Source organism: Legionella hackeliae, assembly GCF_000953655.1.
GTDB classification, from domain to species: domain Bacteria; phylum Pseudomonadota; class Gammaproteobacteria; order Legionellales; family Legionellaceae; genus Tatlockia; species Tatlockia hackeliae.
Genome location: NZ_LN681225.1, coordinates 733,905 through 749,186 on the forward strand (window position 1 = coordinate 733,905; position 15,282 = coordinate 749,186).

The window sequence follows — 15,282 nt, forward strand, 5'->3', positions numbered from 1 at the left end:
AAAAGGAAGTCAAAGCCTATGACTGCGATTACAACAAATGCATGGACTAATGCGCTTCATGCTCTTTTTCTCCTCAGCTACTTTTTAATTGCAGCTATCCAATGGCTCAAGGGTAATAACAAATTTACCCTCTACATTGTTACATTTTTCCTGACTATTTTTGTTTTGAAGATACTTGGAGTATGGGTGCATTACTCTTATGGACAACCTTATACAGCGCATATCTGGGTTGCAATCAGTTTAGGTGTGGTATTTTTAAATTATTGTTTGATTCATGCGATTAATATTTCAAGTTTCATACGCCTTGCCGTCATGTTTATTTCTTTGGTATTTACCTATTTTTATCTAAGTCAACAAAACTTTTTATACATTGCACTTGCAGTTATTTTTATTTATTCATTGGTTGCTATTTATTCAAGAGGCTTGGTGCGTATTGGTTTTATTGCTGTGGTTGTTTCAAACCTAATTTGGATTGGCTTGCGAGAAGGGACTAGTGCAATGTTAGGTTATGAATTGCCAGTTCAGTATCGTTACGACAATGATGTCTATCATCTACTGCTGATTTGCTCGACATACCTTATCTTTGTGGCAATTGTGCGTGGTGATTGGTCTTATCCAGATGAGGTGGTTGAGTAGGTCTTTCGATGAAAGAGTTGGGTCAATACGACCCAACTATGAATAGTTAAGCATCAATGCTCGTGGGAGTCTTTGCTAACTGGCGCTTTTTTTTTTGCCTGATCCGGTTTGATTTGTACGACTCGTCCACTAGACTGGTGGCTACTACCACCCTGTCCTTTTTTGCGTTGTGGATTATTCGTATTACGCATTTGATTGCCACTAGGACGTCGGCGTCGATTGCCTTGGCCCTGTTGGCGACGATCAGGATGAGATTGCTTCGGTGGATGAGAGCTTCGTGTCGTTTTTTCCTGACGAGTTGTAACAGTAGTTGTTTCACCAGCACCAAATAAACTATTCCATAAGCGCTTAATGAATCCGCTATGCGGTATTTTCGCTGGCGTTTGTAGTGAAAACGCTTTTACTGCTGGCTCATCAAGCTTAGTGGTTTCATCAGCACGAGTAAGGGCAAGTTCAGGCTGATGAATTAATGTATAACTTGGTTTTTTAGTTTTTCCCACATTATCTTCTTTTAAACGAGTTATTTCATAATGTGGAGGTTGTAAATAAGGGTTAGCAATAATCAATACCTGAACCGCATGACGTTTTTCAATGTTTAAGATGAATTCACGCTTTTCATTCATGATAAAAGTAGCCATTTCAGGTGGTAATTGAACCTGAATTTCAGCGGTCTTTTCCTTAAGTGCTTCTTCCTCAATGAGTCTTATGATGGACAATCCATGAGATTGAATATTTCTTACCGTGCCTCTTCCTTCGCAGCGTGGGCATACTTCCTGAGCATTCTCTCCTAAGGAGAGCCGTAAGCGCTGGCGAGACATTTCAAGTAAGCCAAAGCGAGAGATACGACCAACCTGAATACGAGCTCTATCAGCTTTTAATGCCTCTTTGAGACGATTTTCAACATCTCTTTGATTTTTGCTTGAACTCATATCGATAAAATCGATAACAACCAAACCACCCAAATCGCGTAAGCGAAGTTGGCGGGCAATTTCATCAGCGGCCTCAAGATTGGTATTCAAGGCAGTTGTTTCAATATCAGAACCACTGGTAGCCTTGGCTGAGTTAATGTCGATAGACACTAACGCTTCGGTACGATCGATAACAAGGGCGCCACCAGAAGGTAGAGGAACTTCTCGCTGATAAGCCATCTCTATCTGGCTTTCAATTTGGTAGAAGTTAAATAAAGGTACGGTGCTGTTATATAGCTTCAGATTCGGTAAAAAGTCAGGCTTAACTTGTTCAATGTATTGCTTGGCTTTTACGTAAGAAATTTGATCATCGATAATAATTTCGCCAATCGATTTACGTAAATTATCACGTATAGAGCGAATGATCACATCACCTTCTTGATGAATGAGGCATGGCGCAAGCTGAGTATTATACGCTTGTTTGATGGCTTGCCATTGATTGCATAACATATCAAGGTCAGCCTGAAGCTCATCCTGACTCTTGCCTACACCGGCTGTGCGGATAATCAAACCCATCTCATCAGGCAGTTCTAAAGCATTCAATGTTTCTTTTAATTCATCACGGTCATCGCCTTCTATACGACGTGAAATGCCGCCCGAATTAGGATTGTTAGGCATAAGTACTAAATAGCATCCCGCTAAAGTAATATAGGTTGTTAGAGCAGCCCCTTTGTTGCCACGCTCTTCCTTATCAACCTGAATTAGTAGCTCTTGGCCTTCGCGAAGAAGAGACGTAATTGGAGGCTTTTCATCACCAAACTCATCAGGATGTTTGCTTAAATATTCAGGCGCTATTTCCTTCAGAGGAAGAAAACCCTGACGTTTGGCGCCATATTCCACAAATACAGCATCCAGGCTTGGTTCGCGTCGTGTAACGACCGCTTTGTAGATGTTTCCTTTTTTCTTAACTTCAGATGGACACTCTATGTCCAAATCATACAGATGGTTGGCTTTGACCAGTGCAACTCGTACCTCTTCGGCTTGCGTTGCATTTATTAACATTTTTTCCATTAAATTACCCCATAAAAGGGCGCAACCTAAGCTAGACAGTGTAAGGATTTATTTCTTGTTGTGAAGCACCGTTTATGCAGGACTTACTTATATTGTTCAGTCTTATTAGTTGAGTTCTGATTTCTTCAAGAAATCATAAACAATTTAGCAATAACGTTTCTTAACCTACAAAAAATACTTTATTAAGCATTTCCCAAGACCCTTAAGGACAGACCACGCGCATGTTGCCTGCAAATATTGCGGCGCATACTTGTGAGATACATCGGTAAGAACAGAATTCGTGAGAAAAAGGCGATATTGATGATTTTATTCATAAAAATCATCCTTGCCTTATATTCGCAAAACGAACTGAAACTGATGTAAGGCATGTCTGACATGCGTGGGTATCTGATGAGTTCTTTTTCAATTTGGCTCTGGGTATTGGGTGCTTCCTTTTCTCTTAAACTTAAGGGAGCGCGTTTCATTTTTAAGGACCTATTTTCAATTATACTACAAATGGCGCCTTCGACTATTTTAATATTGTGCTGGCAACTCCAATTGGAGGGCCACAAAATTGCACAATTAGTCGTGCTCATCGTTGCAAATTGTTAAGGGTCCTAATATAGCCGACTTATATAGCGGCTGATAAACTTTTAATTTATACGTTATAATTCGGTCGCGCGAATAGTTCACGCGATTTTTAATACTATCAAAAAAAACGGCTACAGCAAATAGGTTTATGCATAAATGAGTGATGTACGTTACACTGAAATTAATAGTGAAGAAGAGGGCCAGCGCCTGGATAACTACCTGGTAAGGGTTCTAAAAGGTGTGCCAAAAAGTCATATCTATCGAATAATTCGTGCTGGGGAAGTAAGGGTTAATAAGAAAAGGGCTCAAGCCTCTTTACGTCTTACAGAAGGGGATGTAGTTCGTATTCCCCCGGTGCGGGTTTCAGAAGAGAAACAAATTTTTGTCGGGTCGAAGCTCGAACAACAACTGCAAGAGAGTATTTTATTTGAAGATGGCGCTCTTCTAGTGATTAATAAGCCGGTTGGTATTGCGGTACATGGAGGAAGTGGCTTAAGTCTGGGAGTTATTGAGGCATTGCGCAAAACACGAACTGACCTCACGTATCTTGAACTTGTGCATCGTTTGGATAAAGAGACTTCAGGTTGTTTGGTATTAGCAAAAAAGCGAAGTATGTTACGTGCAATTCAGGCCCTGCTCGAGGCGCGCAAGGTACAAAAGATTTACTGGGCATTATTGAGTGACCCATGGCAAGATAAAAAAACTGTTTTAGTGGACGCCCCATTGTTAAAAAATAAACTAAAATCAGGTGAACGAATCGTTAATGTGCATCCAGAAGGAAAATCTTCTCAAACAATCTTTAAGCTACTTGAGAACTTCCAGCAAGCATGTTTGGTTGAAGCTTCGCCAAAAACAGGCCGTACCCATCAAATCCGGGTTCATAGTGCTCATCTTGGACATGCAATAGTCGGTGACGAGAAGTATGGAAAAGCAGTGCAGTTAGAAGGGCTTGAGACAATTAAGTCACGCCTTTATTTGCATGCAAGAGCAATTCAATTTAATCTGGACGGAAAAAATTATCTGTTTGAAGCAAACCTGGATGATCGGTTTGTTGAAACACTAAAAAGATTACGTGCGAGGAACTTGTTAACTCATGAGTAAATCATATCGTCTGGTCGTGTTTGATTGGGAAGGGACCCTCGGAGACACACTAGGACAAATTTTCAATAGTGTTGCAACGGAAGCTAGACGTTTGAATTTCGGTGATATTGATGAGCAATTAGCGCGTCAATCCGTCGAGTTAGGGTTAGTAAAGGCGCTAAAAAAAATATTTCCTCATTTAAGTGACGAGGAGCATGAACAATTATTAAATGCTGTACAACAGGCATTAATTTCTCGAACTGCAGAAGTTTATTTAATACCAGGTGCAAAAGACTTCGTAAATCGTTTATGCCAGGCTGGGATTGACGTGGCGATTGCAACCAATAAAGGCCAGCAATCACTGCAACGTGTTTTACATGTCTCTGGTTTAGATGCATTTTTCAAAGTCACACGTTCAGCTGGTCAAACTGCTCCCAAACCTTCCGTGCAAATGCTTGAAGAGATTTTGGATACGTTTGGTCTTACAACAGACGAGGCAGTTATGGTAGGTGATTCAGTGACGGATATTGAAATGGCTAAAAATCTTGGAGTTGATGCAATTGGAGTGGATTTTTACCATCAGCAAAAGGATGCCTTACTTGCTGCCGGGGCGAAAGTAGTTTTTGATGATTATCAGCATTTGGCTGATTACTTACACTTGCCAAAAGAGGGAGCACTCAAGTGAGTACCTTAACTAGTTTACCGAATCTACTGACATTGATGCGGATAGTACTTATACCGGTATTTATCATAGCATTTTACCTGCCTTTTAGTTGGGCTCATGGGATTGCTGCCGCTATTTTTGCCTTGGCAAGTTTTACGGATTGGCTTGATGGTTATCTTGCACGTAAATTAAAACAAATGTCACCGTTTGGAGCATTTCTCGATCCTGTCGCCGATAAATTACTTGTGGCTTGCAGTTTATTGCTTCTTGTAGGTGCTAAAGAAATGGACTACATAACCATTCCTGCCATTATTATCGTAGGGCGTGAAATTGTTATTTCTGCATTACGAGAGTGGATGGCTGAAATTGGAAGTCGCGCCAGTGTCACGGTGAGTTACATTGGCAAAATAAAAACTACCCTGCAAATGTTTGCGCTTTTCTTATTGGTTGCTTTCACACCTTCACAATCTGGCTGGGGCGTATTGGGTTTTATCTTGTTGTACTTAGCGGCAATTCTAACCATTTGGTCCATGATAATGTATCTTACAATAGCCTGGCCGCAATTAATGAATAAACATCCTGTGTCATCCTCGACATCCTAAAATTAGGTCTATCGTTGTATCAATACTTATTTGGGTACTAATTGCTTTAACCTATTAGTACCGGCTTTTTGCAGCTAAATTTCACATGTTAATCTGGGTTATTATCAAATATTGAGTTAAATCTAAACGTTTTGCATAGTGTTTAGAATTCAATTAATTAGTTATAAAAAAAATTAATTTAATTTGTTGACAGCGCCTTAATTTTCGGTAGAATGGCAACCCGTAGACAGGCGGGAATAGCTCAGTTGGTAGAGCACAACCTTGCCAAGGTTGGGGTCGCGAGTTCGAGTCTCGTTTCCCGCTCCAAATTAAAGCGACGCGGTAGTCGCTTTTTTTTTAAATGAATTAGTTTTGGCTGTGTGGCAGAGTGGTTATGCAGCGGCCTGCAAAGCCGTGTACGCCGGTTCGATTCCGGCCTCAGCCTCCAGAAATAAATGCCCAGGTGGCGAAACAGGTAGACGCAAGGGACTTAAAATCCCTCGGAGGTTAAACTCCGTGCCGGTTCGACTCCGGCCCTGGGCACCATTCCTATTATGTACATAATCATTGGTAATTTTGGCAATCACTCTTTAGCTGCGATGCAGGCTCTGATTGAAAAGAACTTGTCTGACGTGCATTTTCTTTATGTGGAAACAGGATGGGCTGATTCTTCCTGGTCACAAAGAATTGCGGCTTGCTCAGATTATGCGACAGCGCAGGGGGTTAGGGTTCATCGGTTAAAATCTCAAGCCACTTTTGCACAAATGGTGATAGAACGTAAACAATTCCCCAGTCGAAAATTCCAGTGGTGTGCCAGCTTTCTTAAGGGCTTACCGATAATTAGTCATTTGGATGACTATGATCCTTCATGTGAAGCTTATATCGTTTCCGGAAAACGTCGAAGTGATTCACGACGATATGCTGATTTGCAAGAATTCGAATATGAAAATGAATTATATCAAGGGCGAACCTTGTGGAATCCGCTATGGCAAACATTAGAGGCGGATTTTATTCAACTAATAACGCGAACGGGCTTTTCTCCTTTATTACATCCCAGTCTTGAATGCAGCCCCTGTATTCATTTAGAGCCTAAAGAGAGCCCAATTGAGTCCGCGGCTATGGAGCGTTTGGAGAAACTGGAGCAAGTTGTCGGGCAGACAATGTTTCAAATGCCAATAAAAAAGGTTTGTGCTCTTACTGAGATTCAGCAAGAACAGCCAAATTTCGATTTACAGCACTTTGATTTTGGCTGTGGTTCTCCTTGGGGCTGTGGCGAATAATTGCCTTAGAATGTAAATTTGACCCATAGGATGCTATTCCTAAACAGACTGGAGTCTATCTATTCATCAAATTTCTCTATCTTTACTAGCCTCGCACAAGTCGAGCACGTAGGGGCATGGGATGAAAAGTGCTATAGATTTAGTCAGTAAAAGTTTAAAATTAATCAAAATGTTCTATTATTTTACTAATTAGGTTAAATAATAGGACGCACTATGCCTACACAACGGGTAGCTGTAGCTGTTGGTTCCGCCTTGGCCGTTGCTGGTGCTTACGCACTTTTTGAAGGAACACGCGCACCTTATCAGCCACGAGCAGCTGATTATGCTAAGGCTACAGCGGCAGTAGCTGCGGGTGTTGTTTTTCCTCAAGCTAAACCCCCTGCCTGGGTGTGTCTCAATCGTGAAATTCTTGATGCTGCTCTTCCGCGTCCAGAAGTCTCTGGTGTTAACAGAGCATTGAATGAACACGGAGTAGGATTACGAGATAAAGAGTTGGCTCTTTTCCTGGTGCAACTTAATCAAGGGATGAATCCCTTCGAGCCAGGGGCAGATTTGGCCGCAGAACGATTAATTTCTCATTCTTTTGGAGAGGAGCATGCTGAACTAATGGAAGAGGGGGCGGCGAACCCAGAATGGGATGAGAAAACACTAGCGCAAATAAGAACACAGGCTGCGGCTGCAAAGGTTGGGGAGACAGCCCATTTTTTATATGGGGCTGTAAAGGCTAGCTTTAGCTATGGAGCAGCAATTGAAGATGATTTAGGGATGGGTACTTATAATGAGATTGTAATTGACGGTCATCTCGAGGAAGTAGAGGCGAAAGCAAGTAAAAAAAGGGAGTTAATTGCCGAGGTTAAACCTGCGGCTGCAATGGCTACAACGAAAGACATGCGAGAATTCATGCACATGATGAGAGATGCCGAGGCAATGAAGGACGCGCATGCAGCGACCGAACAAGATAGACAAGAGCCTCCCAAGCTTGCTTGATATCTGATTAATGGTGACTTATGGGAAACTTGCACCCTCATTTTTACCATGGTTGGTAGTAATATCATATTGTGTATCCCAAAGATGATGTTTATTAAGAATTTCTTTGGTAGCTAGATTAATTTTTTCTTTCAATAATTCACAACTTGACATTTTAGGACTATTCAGTAAAACAGACTCAATGTCTTTCGCGGCATTGATGGCATTGTTTTCATGTTGTTTTTCATGATTTTGAAGTGCGATTAAATAGTTATCCCATTTATTTTGTAAGTTAATCGGTACTGAAGATTGGTTAATCCAATTGGGGAGTAAAAGAGTAATTGTTACAGTGACATTGGTATTAGTAACGTAACAAGGATTTTGAGAAGGATTATCATAATGCCAGGTATAATCCCAATTAATATGCCAAAGGGTTTGTGCATCGAAATGTTGATTATTAATAATAGGACCCGAATTATTTAATTGCTGGCGTACCTCGTCTTCGCTGATTCCTGTGACGGGGTAGAAATTTGGGATTTTATAAATAGCCGGCGCGGCAAAAATTGGTGTAATTAAAAAAAATAACCCAAAAAAATGAGGAATCTGGTGCGGGTTCACTAGTCAAGATCCTTAGACAAATGATGCAATAAGTTTAAGTGCCCTATTCTTCTCGGGAGGAACGGCTCATTAAGTTATGCGTCCCTTGTTGAGGAGTGATTCTTCCTTCTAAAATGTCATTGACTTGGGTACAAATCGGCATTTCAACTTTAAATTTTGCTGCTAGCGAACAAACCTGTGCGGCGTTCTGCCTTCCTTCTACTACTTGACCTATTTGTTTTGTCGCATCCAATGAATTAACTCCGCGACCAAGGAACAGGCCAAATCGGCGATTTCGTGATTGATCATCTGTACAGGTTAAAACAAGATCACCCACACCGGCCAAACCCATAAAGGTTTCTTCTTTGGCACCCATTTTAATGCCGAGCCTCGTCAGTTCGGCCAGGCCTCGAGTAATCAGGGCTGCTTTGGCGTTAGCGCCATAACCTAAACCATCACTAATACCACAAGCGATAGCTAACACGTTTTTTACCGCGCCGCACAGCTGCACACCAACCATATCGTTACTTAAATAGACTCGTATGTTGCCCTGGTGTAGTAAGGATTGAATCGATTTTTGATAATCTAAGCTGTTACCTGCCAAAGTTAAGGCGGTGGGTAAAAAATTGGCAACTTCGCGTGCAAAAGATGGGCCTGAAATAATACCTACTGGAAAAGAATCCCCCCAACGTTCAGCGACTAATTGACTGGGTAGCTTGTTGGTAACAGGATCGATACCTTTCGTTAACCAGGATATACCATGAAGTGGTTTATTAATCTGAATGAGCAAACTTGCAAATGCATGAGAGGGAACTGCAATGATCACTTCATCTGCTTCATCAATGCATTGTTGAAAATCAACCACCGGAGTAAGTGAGTCTGGGAAAATCGTCTCAGGTAGATAGCGTTGATTGCTACGCTTAAGAATCATGTCTTGTACATGCTGTGGATTGTGTCCCCACAGCATGACAGGATTACCACAATTTGCCAGGTGTACTGCAACAGCAGTACCCCAGGAACCGGCACCAAGGATGGCAATCGTTTTTGTTTTCATATTAATGAGTTGATTCAGCTTGTTCTTTAGCAGCTTTTTGTTTCTCTTCCATTTGTTGCATATACAATGCATCAAAATTAATAGGCGCTAATACTAATTGTGGGAAGCTTCCACGAATCACTTGTGATGTGATTGCTTCACGCGCATAAGGGAAAAGAATATTGGGACAGAAGCTATTGAGCAAATGGTCTAATTGATCTTTGGATGGACCCTGGATAGTAAAGATTCCTGCCTGTTTTACTTCAACCAAAAAGGCTGTGGTATTTTGATTCTTTACAGTAGCAGTAACCGTGAGTATCACTTCAAACACATCTTTTTCAAGTTGAGTATTTTGAGTGTTGAGATCTAAAGAAAGCTCAGGTTCCCATTGTTGCTGGAAAATCGCTGGGGTATTTGGGGCTTCGAAAGAAGAGTCTTTCATATAAATTCGTTGAATCATGAATTGAGCTTCTTGTTGTGCATTTTGTGCACTACTTGCTTGATCTGTCATTATTTTTTTATCCTCGTAAAAGTTTATCTAAATGCCCTTGTCTTTCCAGCTCGTACATATCATCACAGCCGCCAATATGTTGGCCATTAATAAATATTTGCGGAACGGTGCGTCGCCCACTTTTTTCAATCATTTCATCACGTTTGCCAGGCTCGTCATCAACACGGATGTCAGTGTACGTTACCCCTTTTTTATCTAATAAATCACGTGCCCGGGAACAGTATGGGCAATAAGCAGTACTGTACATGATTACGTCAGCCATTGTTTTCTTCCTTTTATTTATTTCCCTTTAACTACGGGTAATTCAGCTGCTTGCCATGCGGCAATGCCTCCTGCTAAAACCAGCGGTTCTGAAAAACCTTTTTCTCGTAAGTTCGCTGCCAGTTGAGCTGATTGCAAACCACGTGCACAGACAAGAATCATCGTTTTTTCTTTATATTTATCCATGCGTTGCTCATCGAAGTCTTCGCTGCTTGCACGGATCGCATCAATAATATGACCTTTACGAAACGTCTCTGCATCTCGTAAATCTATGATTACTGCGTCTTTATGGTTGATCAAGTCAACGGCTGCTTGAGGGGAAAGTTCTTTAGCTCGTTTTTTTTGTGCATGTGCTTCATTAATAAAGATCAAAAGTAAAATAATGATCAATGCGAGCCAAAGTGGCCAATGATTAACAATAAATTGTCCGAGCTGCCCCATACGTCTATCCAATTATAACAACAAATTGGCGAATTATCCTAAGAATGCCGACCTAAAGCAAGTCATGGACGAAAATGATTTGATGGGGTCATCAATAAAATTTTTTTCCATTAACTGAGGTTTATGTACAGTTTTTGTAAAAATTGTCGATAAGAAAAATATCTTCAGGGAGTAGAAATATGATAACTCTTCATTCAGATAGAAAAAAACTTATTTCTCGTGAAGTTAAAAGAAAAAACCTGAAATTAATCAAAGAGGCAATATGGATAGACCTGCTTTCACCTACGAAAAGTGAAGAAGAAATGCTGGAGAAGGTTTTTGGCCTTAATATACCCACTCGAGAAGAAATGCGCTCTATTGAGTTATCGAGTAGGCTGTATAAACAGAATGAAATCCTATATATGACAGCTATGATGATTGCCGGTTCCACCACCTCTGAACCTCAGCATGAGCCAGTAAGTTTTATATTAACTTCCGAAAAACTAATAACCGTACGCTATATAGAACCGCAGGCATTCCCTTTATTTCTTTCACAAGTTAACAATTTGCAATTGGCGCATCATAATGCCCCTGCCATTTTGATGGGCTTGCTGGAGGCGATTGTTGATAGACTAGCTGATAATTTGGAACTTGTGGGCGAAGAGCTTGATGAGGTGTCTAAGAAAATTTTTGGTCAAGGGTATTTGAGTAAACGAGCCAGGAAAGTAAATTATCAATCTATCGTAAGAAAAATCGGTTTTTATGCTGATTTGAATAATAAAGTGCGTGATAGTTTAGTCACTTTTAGTCGTTTATTTAGATTCTTATCTCAAAATATAGAATTCTCCTTGGATAAGGGAATGAAATTAAGAATGGCAACAATTACTGAAGATATAGATGCTTTAAGTGATTATGCAGGCTTTATTGCTAATAAAGTAAGTTTTTTATTAGATGCTACCTTAGGTTTCATCAGCATTGATCAAAGCATTATTATTAAAATATTTTCTGTTGCTGCTGTTATTTTTCTACCCCCCACGCTTATTGCTAGCATCTACGGCATGAACTTTAAGTTTATGCCTGAGCTTTCCTGGAAGTGGGGATATCTCTTTGCCATTATTATGATGATTCTTTCAGGTATTTTTTCTTATAAATTTTTTAAGTATAAAAAATGGTTGTGATAAATTTTCCTGCTAAGAATAAGGTGTTGATAATGTAGACACTGATGTGGTTGCCAGTGATGCACTGGAAGAAGGCCATGAGGATTCCAGTTCTGCAATTGCTTCCTTTCGCTCTTGAGTTTCAGGTTTGGTTTGCGTTGAAATCGTCCACTTAGCTAATAATCGCATTGCCCCGCTTTCAAAGAGAGCAGAATGCTCTTTGGCTAAATAGGAGTAGAGTTGAATTTCTGATACAGGTCTATGGAGATATTCAACTTCATAGCAAGAATTTGATTGATATCGAATATTGATTCCCTTTCTATACCAAAATATCAGTATAGGCAAATCAGCCAACTTCCCAGCCAATATCTTCTTCTCCAGAGAGCAAACAAATTGAGCAAAATGCTTCTTAAATAGAAACTCGTCATCATTTTTGGGTAAAATAATGAGCGCTCTTTCATCATCTGTTTCCTCAATTTTTACGGTGGGCATACTTATATTTGTGAGTAAATCGTTCAGATGAGTTATTTCACTTTTACCATATTTAGATGATTTTAGTGAAAGTTTATCGTGAAAATAATTAAAAATTAGGTCATTCGCCATATCGTAATCTAAGAAATCCCTAGGATCAGCAGTCTTTAACAGACTATAGAATCGATGTGATGAGAGTAAATTAGCATCTTGAAAAGTTATCTTGGTAGAGACTTCTACTTTGAAGAAAAAAAGCGCTAGGAATTGTTTAATTACTTCAGCATGGGGATGCCAGAAAGTTAATTTCAGAGTAGGTGTTGATTGTAAAACAGCGGTGATACTATCTATAAGTGTAGGTGTTAGCGGAAGGAAGGATAAATCAATCGTTGAGTCACTCTTTAAATAGCTTGCCATTACATCGAGTAATTTCACAGGCTCAGGAGCAAGTGCTAAATCCAAAATATTTGTCTTTTGTAATTTAGAAAGCTTGGCAGAAGAAAACTCATCGGGTGATTGTTGTTGGTATGAAAAAAAATGATGTCCTTCGCTTATAGGCAGGACGTTACTCTTATATCCTACATGCTTTAGCACCCAGGGAGTCACCAACGGCTCACCAACGCCTCCACCTATTAAATAATTCACCTTGGTTGCTGATGCTTTCATTAATACATTAGCAGCTTGAAATCCATCGGTAAGAACCAGGCGAGTGAGAGAACCGGAGAGAATAAGAAAAATGGGCCAATCAGGATTAATCCATCCTTTCTCTTTAGCAATTTTTATTAGTTGCTCAATTTTTAATAGATTACCTTCAATAAAAATGCACTGACCATAATAATCATAAAGACAATCATTAATATTTTCCGGATTAAAATCAAAGCCTAGAAGTTTCATCTTGGGGAGGCTGGCTGAAGACTGGCTTTCGATTTTTTTTAAAAGCCCTCCATTTCCGCAACCACCATCAATAATATTGATACCTATAAACTGTTCACGTTTTGCAACAAACTCAATGCCTGAGATTATTTTGCTGTGCAATTCAGCGTAAAATACTCCTGGATCTTGAGATTGCTGCTTATAAATAAAATCCATTGAATGCTCATCCCAGTTCAAACTTTTTTGATTCATTCTTGAAAAAAATTGAACAGACTTGATACAGTGCTTTTTAAAAAGTTCGTGGACAGCTTGCAGTTTATCTGGCGCTATCGACAACACCTCTTTTTCACCGCTTTCATAGCGAATATAGCAGGCAGCATTTGCAGGAAGTGGTCTTTGGTCAACATAAAAATTGGGTACTTCGTGTTGGTACATCAATCTTAATTTAGTAACCTGCTTGTTCTTTATAAGAAATGGAGTCGAGGGATCGATTTGCACATCATAAAATAAAAAAGAGGCAGGGAAAGGATAGAGAAAGCTATCATTTCTTGGGACTAAGGCATCATTAAGTAATTGGGCAAACATTTCAAATAGGTCATAATAGAAACAGTATGAGTAAATTATATCTTTTTAATATTAAGAGAATCTTAGGTATAAGCAAATATAATACACTTGAATTAGTTAATGCGCAGAAAAAACAATGCCTGAATTTCGGTCATGCCTTATTCTAAAGTTTGATATAGTTGAAATATAACTGTTTAAGCAAATGATAATGTATGTTCACTGAAATGATGAAAAAGGATTATTATCAAGCACTCCTTGATAAAAATACCAATTACGATGGTATTTTTTTTGTAGCTGTCAAAACAACGGGTATATTTTGTCGTCCCAGCTGCCCTGCGCGAAAACCCAAATTTGAGCATTGCGAATTTTATCAAACGGCACAAGAGGCGTTACTTGCCTCATATCGTCCCTGTAAGCGCTGTTGTCCTCTGTCTAATCCCCATCAAGTATCAAATACAGTTCGATTGTTAGTTGAGGCAGTGGAGCTTAACCCAACCAAACGATGGAAGGATAAAGATTTTGATGCCTTATCCATTGATGCTTCAACAGCGCGTCGGCAATTTAAAAAACGATTTGGCATGACCTTTGTAGAATATGCTCGTGCTCGGCGTTTAGGTCTGGCATTAAAACAAATTCGTCATGGTGATTCTGTGATTTCGGCTCAATTGGATGCGGGATTTGAGTCTACTAGTGGTTTTCGCGATGCATTTTCAAAAATTATGGGAGGACCTCCTTCCTCGGCTAAAAAAGAACAACAGGTTTTAAAGGCCTCCTGGTTAGATATGCCATTAGGACCTATGCTTGCTATCGCCAATGATGAGGCTCTTCATCTTTTAGAGTTTGTTGATAGACGTGGTTTAGAAAGGGAGGTGGAACGATTAAGACAGCGTTTAAACGCTGCCATCATTCCTGGGACTACAGCACCAATCATTTCCATCGAGGAAGAATTAAACGCTTATTTTGCGGGTAAGCTCCAACACTTTAAAACCCCAGTGTGGTTGCTGGGAAGCCCTTTTCAAAAAAGTGTTTGGGAAGCACTATGCCGTATTCCTTATGGTGAAACACGAAGTTATCGTGAACAGGCTATCCTTTTGGAGCGACCCTCAGCCTATCGGGCTGTAGCTAATGCGAATGGCGCCAACCAGTTAGCTATTATTGTCCCCTGTCATCGTATTATTAACAGTAACGGTGATTTGGGTGGTTATGGTGGGGGGCTTGCTCGTAAACGATGGATGATTGAGCACGAGAGAAAGCATAAGCATCAGGGGTAGTAAGGCGCAGTAGAATGGCTTCTTTACTAGATGCCTCGGACAAGCCGAGGCACGTAGAATTACATTAGATAGTCCTTAGCCCTTGGTGAGATAGGTCTCTAGCTCTAGGAGAGATAGGTCCCCCAGCCCTAGGAGAGATAGGTCCCCCAGCCCTAGGTGAGATAGGTCCCCCAGCCCTAGGTGAGATAGGTCCCCTAGCCCTAGGTGGGATAGGTTCCCCAGCCCTAGGTGGGATAGGTTCCCCAGCCCTAGGTGGGATAGGTCCCCTAGCCCTAGGTGGGATAGGTCCCCTAGCCCTAGGTGGGATAGGTCCCCTAGCCCTAGGTAAGATAGGTCCTTGCCCTACGTGCCTCGGCTTGTCCGAGGCATCC

General features: G+C 40.5%; 16 protein-coding genes and 3 tRNA genes. 11 read left to right on the top strand and 8 right to left on the bottom strand.

Going from position 1 to position 15,282, the window contains the following annotated elements; genetic code table 11:
* Positions 1 to 18: 18 nt before the first annotated feature.
* On the top strand, positions 19 to 636 hold the full coding sequence (locus LHA_RS03395; RefSeq protein ID WP_045105283.1) for a hypothetical protein: 618 nt from the start codon (positions 19 to 21) through the stop codon (positions 634 to 636).
* 53 nt (positions 637 to 689) lie between these two features.
* Here the strand turns inward: LHA_RS03395 and LHA_RS03400 are convergent, their stop codons facing one another.
* Positions 690 to 2,615, bottom strand: coding sequence for an Rne/Rng family ribonuclease (locus LHA_RS03400; protein ID WP_052673571.1), 1,926 nt, complete (start codon positions 2,613 to 2,615; stop codon positions 690 to 692).
* Positions 2,616 to 2,797: 182 nt separating this feature from the next.
* Positions 2,798 to 3,079 carry a hypothetical protein gene (locus LHA_RS17235; RefSeq protein ID WP_156413570.1) on the bottom strand — a complete coding sequence of 94 codons (282 nt, stop codon included), beginning with the start codon at positions 3,077 to 3,079 and terminating at the stop codon, positions 2,798 to 2,800.
* Between the two features lie 262 nt (positions 3,080 to 3,341).
* Here LHA_RS17235 and LHA_RS03410 point away from each other — a divergent pair, with 262 nt between their 5' ends.
* The 8 genes from LHA_RS03410 (at position 3,342) to LHA_RS03445 (ending at position 7,777) form a co-directional block, all read left to right on the top strand.
* Complete coding sequence (locus tag LHA_RS03410) at positions 3,342 to 4,286, top strand: RluA family pseudouridine synthase (RefSeq protein WP_045105285.1); 945 nt, start codon at positions 3,342 to 3,344, stop codon at positions 4,284 to 4,286.
* Complete coding sequence (locus LHA_RS03415) at positions 4,279 to 4,950, top strand: HAD family hydrolase (RefSeq protein ID WP_045105286.1); 672 nt, start codon at positions 4,279 to 4,281, stop codon at positions 4,948 to 4,950. The genes LHA_RS03410 and LHA_RS03415 overlap by 8 nt, the downstream gene beginning before the upstream one ends.
* Complete coding sequence (gene pgsA, locus LHA_RS03420; RefSeq protein WP_045105287.1) at positions 4,947 to 5,531, top strand: CDP-diacylglycerol--glycerol-3-phosphate 3-phosphatidyltransferase; 585 nt, start codon at positions 4,947 to 4,949, stop codon at positions 5,529 to 5,531. The genes LHA_RS03415 and pgsA overlap by 4 nt, the downstream gene beginning before the upstream one ends.
* A 230-nt stretch (positions 5,532 to 5,761) precedes the next feature.
* A tRNA-Gly gene (locus tag LHA_RS03425) sits at positions 5,762 to 5,837 on the top strand.
* Between the two features lie 47 nt (positions 5,838 to 5,884).
* Positions 5,885 to 5,958 (top strand) — tRNA-Cys (locus tag LHA_RS03430).
* 9 nt (positions 5,959 to 5,967) lie between these two features.
* Positions 5,968 to 6,056: transfer RNA gene (locus tag LHA_RS03435), tRNA-Leu, on the top strand.
* Between the two features lie 8 nt (positions 6,057 to 6,064).
* A complete protein-coding gene (locus LHA_RS03440; RefSeq protein ID WP_045105288.1) occupies positions 6,065 to 6,790 on the top strand; it encodes a phosphoadenosine phosphosulfate reductase domain-containing protein in 726 nt (241 codons plus the stop codon).
* Positions 6,791 to 7,003: 213 nt separating this feature from the next.
* Positions 7,004 to 7,777, top strand: coding sequence for a hypothetical protein (locus LHA_RS03445; RefSeq protein WP_045105289.1), 774 nt, complete (start codon positions 7,004 to 7,006; stop codon positions 7,775 to 7,777).
* 18 nt (positions 7,778 to 7,795) lie between these two features.
* Here the strand turns inward: LHA_RS03445 and LHA_RS03450 are convergent, their stop codons facing one another.
* Genes LHA_RS03450 through LHA_RS03470 form a run of 5 tightly spaced genes read right to left on the bottom strand, consistent with a single transcriptional unit; the run spans position 7,796 to position 10,599 of the window.
* On the bottom strand, positions 7,796 to 8,374 hold the full coding sequence (locus LHA_RS03450) for a DUF922 domain-containing protein (protein WP_045105290.1): 579 nt from the start codon (positions 8,372 to 8,374) through the stop codon (positions 7,796 to 7,798).
* Positions 8,375 to 8,417: 43 nt separating this feature from the next.
* Positions 8,418 to 9,407, bottom strand: coding sequence for an NAD(P)H-dependent glycerol-3-phosphate dehydrogenase (locus LHA_RS03455; RefSeq protein ID WP_045105291.1), 990 nt, complete (start codon positions 9,405 to 9,407; stop codon positions 8,418 to 8,420).
* Between the two features lies 1 nt (position 9,408).
* Complete coding sequence (gene secB, locus LHA_RS03460) at positions 9,409 to 9,897, bottom strand: protein-export chaperone SecB (protein ID WP_045105292.1); 489 nt, start codon at positions 9,895 to 9,897, stop codon at positions 9,409 to 9,411.
* 7 nt (positions 9,898 to 9,904) lie between these two features.
* A complete protein-coding gene (gene grxC / locus LHA_RS03465; RefSeq protein WP_045105293.1) occupies positions 9,905 to 10,159 on the bottom strand; it encodes a glutaredoxin 3 in 255 nt (84 codons plus the stop codon).
* A gap of 17 nt (positions 10,160 to 10,176) precedes the next feature.
* Complete coding sequence (locus tag LHA_RS03470) at positions 10,177 to 10,599, bottom strand: rhodanese-like domain-containing protein (RefSeq protein WP_045105294.1); 423 nt, start codon at positions 10,597 to 10,599, stop codon at positions 10,177 to 10,179.
* Positions 10,600 to 10,778: 179 nt separating this feature from the next.
* Here LHA_RS03470 and LHA_RS03475 point away from each other — a divergent pair, with 179 nt between their 5' ends.
* Positions 10,779 to 11,756, top strand: coding sequence for a magnesium transporter CorA family protein (locus LHA_RS03475; protein WP_052673572.1), 978 nt, complete (start codon positions 10,779 to 10,781; stop codon positions 11,754 to 11,756).
* A gap of 12 nt (positions 11,757 to 11,768) precedes the next feature.
* Here the strand turns inward: LHA_RS03475 and LHA_RS03480 are convergent, their stop codons facing one another.
* Positions 11,769 to 13,661: a hypothetical protein gene (locus tag LHA_RS03480; RefSeq protein ID WP_045105295.1), complete on the bottom strand. Its 1,893-nt coding sequence runs from the start codon at positions 13,659 to 13,661 to the stop codon at positions 11,769 to 11,771.
* 191 nt (positions 13,662 to 13,852) lie between these two features.
* On the opposite strand from LHA_RS03480, the gene LHA_RS03485 reads away from it, so the two are divergent.
* On the top strand, positions 13,853 to 14,911 hold the full coding sequence (locus tag LHA_RS03485; RefSeq protein WP_045105296.1) for a bifunctional transcriptional activator/DNA repair enzyme AdaA: 1,059 nt from the start codon (positions 13,853 to 13,855) through the stop codon (positions 14,909 to 14,911).
* Positions 14,912 to 15,282 lie beyond the last annotated feature (371 nt).

Excerpts from the sequence above, each read along its gene's own strand:
- LHA_RS17235 (WP_156413570.1), bottom strand. The coding sequence starts at position 3,079 with ATGAAACGCGCTCCCTTAAGTTTAAGAGAAAAGGAAGCACCCAATACC.
- LHA_RS03410 (WP_045105285.1), top strand. The coding sequence starts at position 3,342 with ATGAGTGATGTACGTTACACTGAAATTAATAGTGAAGAAGAGGGCCAG.
- LHA_RS03475 (WP_052673572.1), top strand. The coding sequence starts at position 10,779 with ATGATAACTCTTCATTCAGATAGAAAAAAACTTATTTCTCGTGAAGTT.
- LHA_RS03455 (WP_045105291.1), bottom strand. The coding sequence starts at position 9,407 with ATGAAAACAAAAACGATTGCCATCCTTGGTGCCGGTTCCTGGGGTACT.
- LHA_RS03445 (WP_045105289.1), top strand. The coding sequence starts at position 7,004 with ATGCCTACACAACGGGTAGCTGTAGCTGTTGGTTCCGCCTTGGCCGTT.
- secB (WP_045105292.1), bottom strand. The coding sequence starts at position 9,897 with ATGACAGATCAAGCAAGTAGTGCACAAAATGCACAACAAGAAGCTCAA.
- LHA_RS03400 (WP_052673571.1), bottom strand. The coding sequence starts at position 2,615 with ATGGAAAAAATGTTAATAAATGCAACGCAAGCCGAAGAGGTACGAGTT.
- LHA_RS03415 (WP_045105286.1), top strand. The coding sequence starts at position 4,279 with ATGAGTAAATCATATCGTCTGGTCGTGTTTGATTGGGAAGGGACCCTC.
- LHA_RS03440 (WP_045105288.1), top strand. The coding sequence starts at position 6,065 with ATGTACATAATCATTGGTAATTTTGGCAATCACTCTTTAGCTGCGATG.
- LHA_RS03485 (WP_045105296.1), top strand. The coding sequence starts at position 13,853 with ATGTTCACTGAAATGATGAAAAAGGATTATTATCAAGCACTCCTTGAT.
- LHA_RS03480 (WP_045105295.1), bottom strand. The coding sequence starts at position 13,661 with ATGTTTGCCCAATTACTTAATGATGCCTTAGTCCCAAGAAATGATAGC.
- grxC (WP_045105293.1), bottom strand. The coding sequence starts at position 10,159 with ATGGCTGACGTAATCATGTACAGTACTGCTTATTGCCCATACTGTTCC.
- LHA_RS03395 (WP_045105283.1), top strand. The coding sequence starts at position 19 with ATGACTGCGATTACAACAAATGCATGGACTAATGCGCTTCATGCTCTT.
- LHA_RS03470 (WP_045105294.1), bottom strand. The coding sequence starts at position 10,599 with ATGGGGCAGCTCGGACAATTTATTGTTAATCATTGGCCACTTTGGCTC.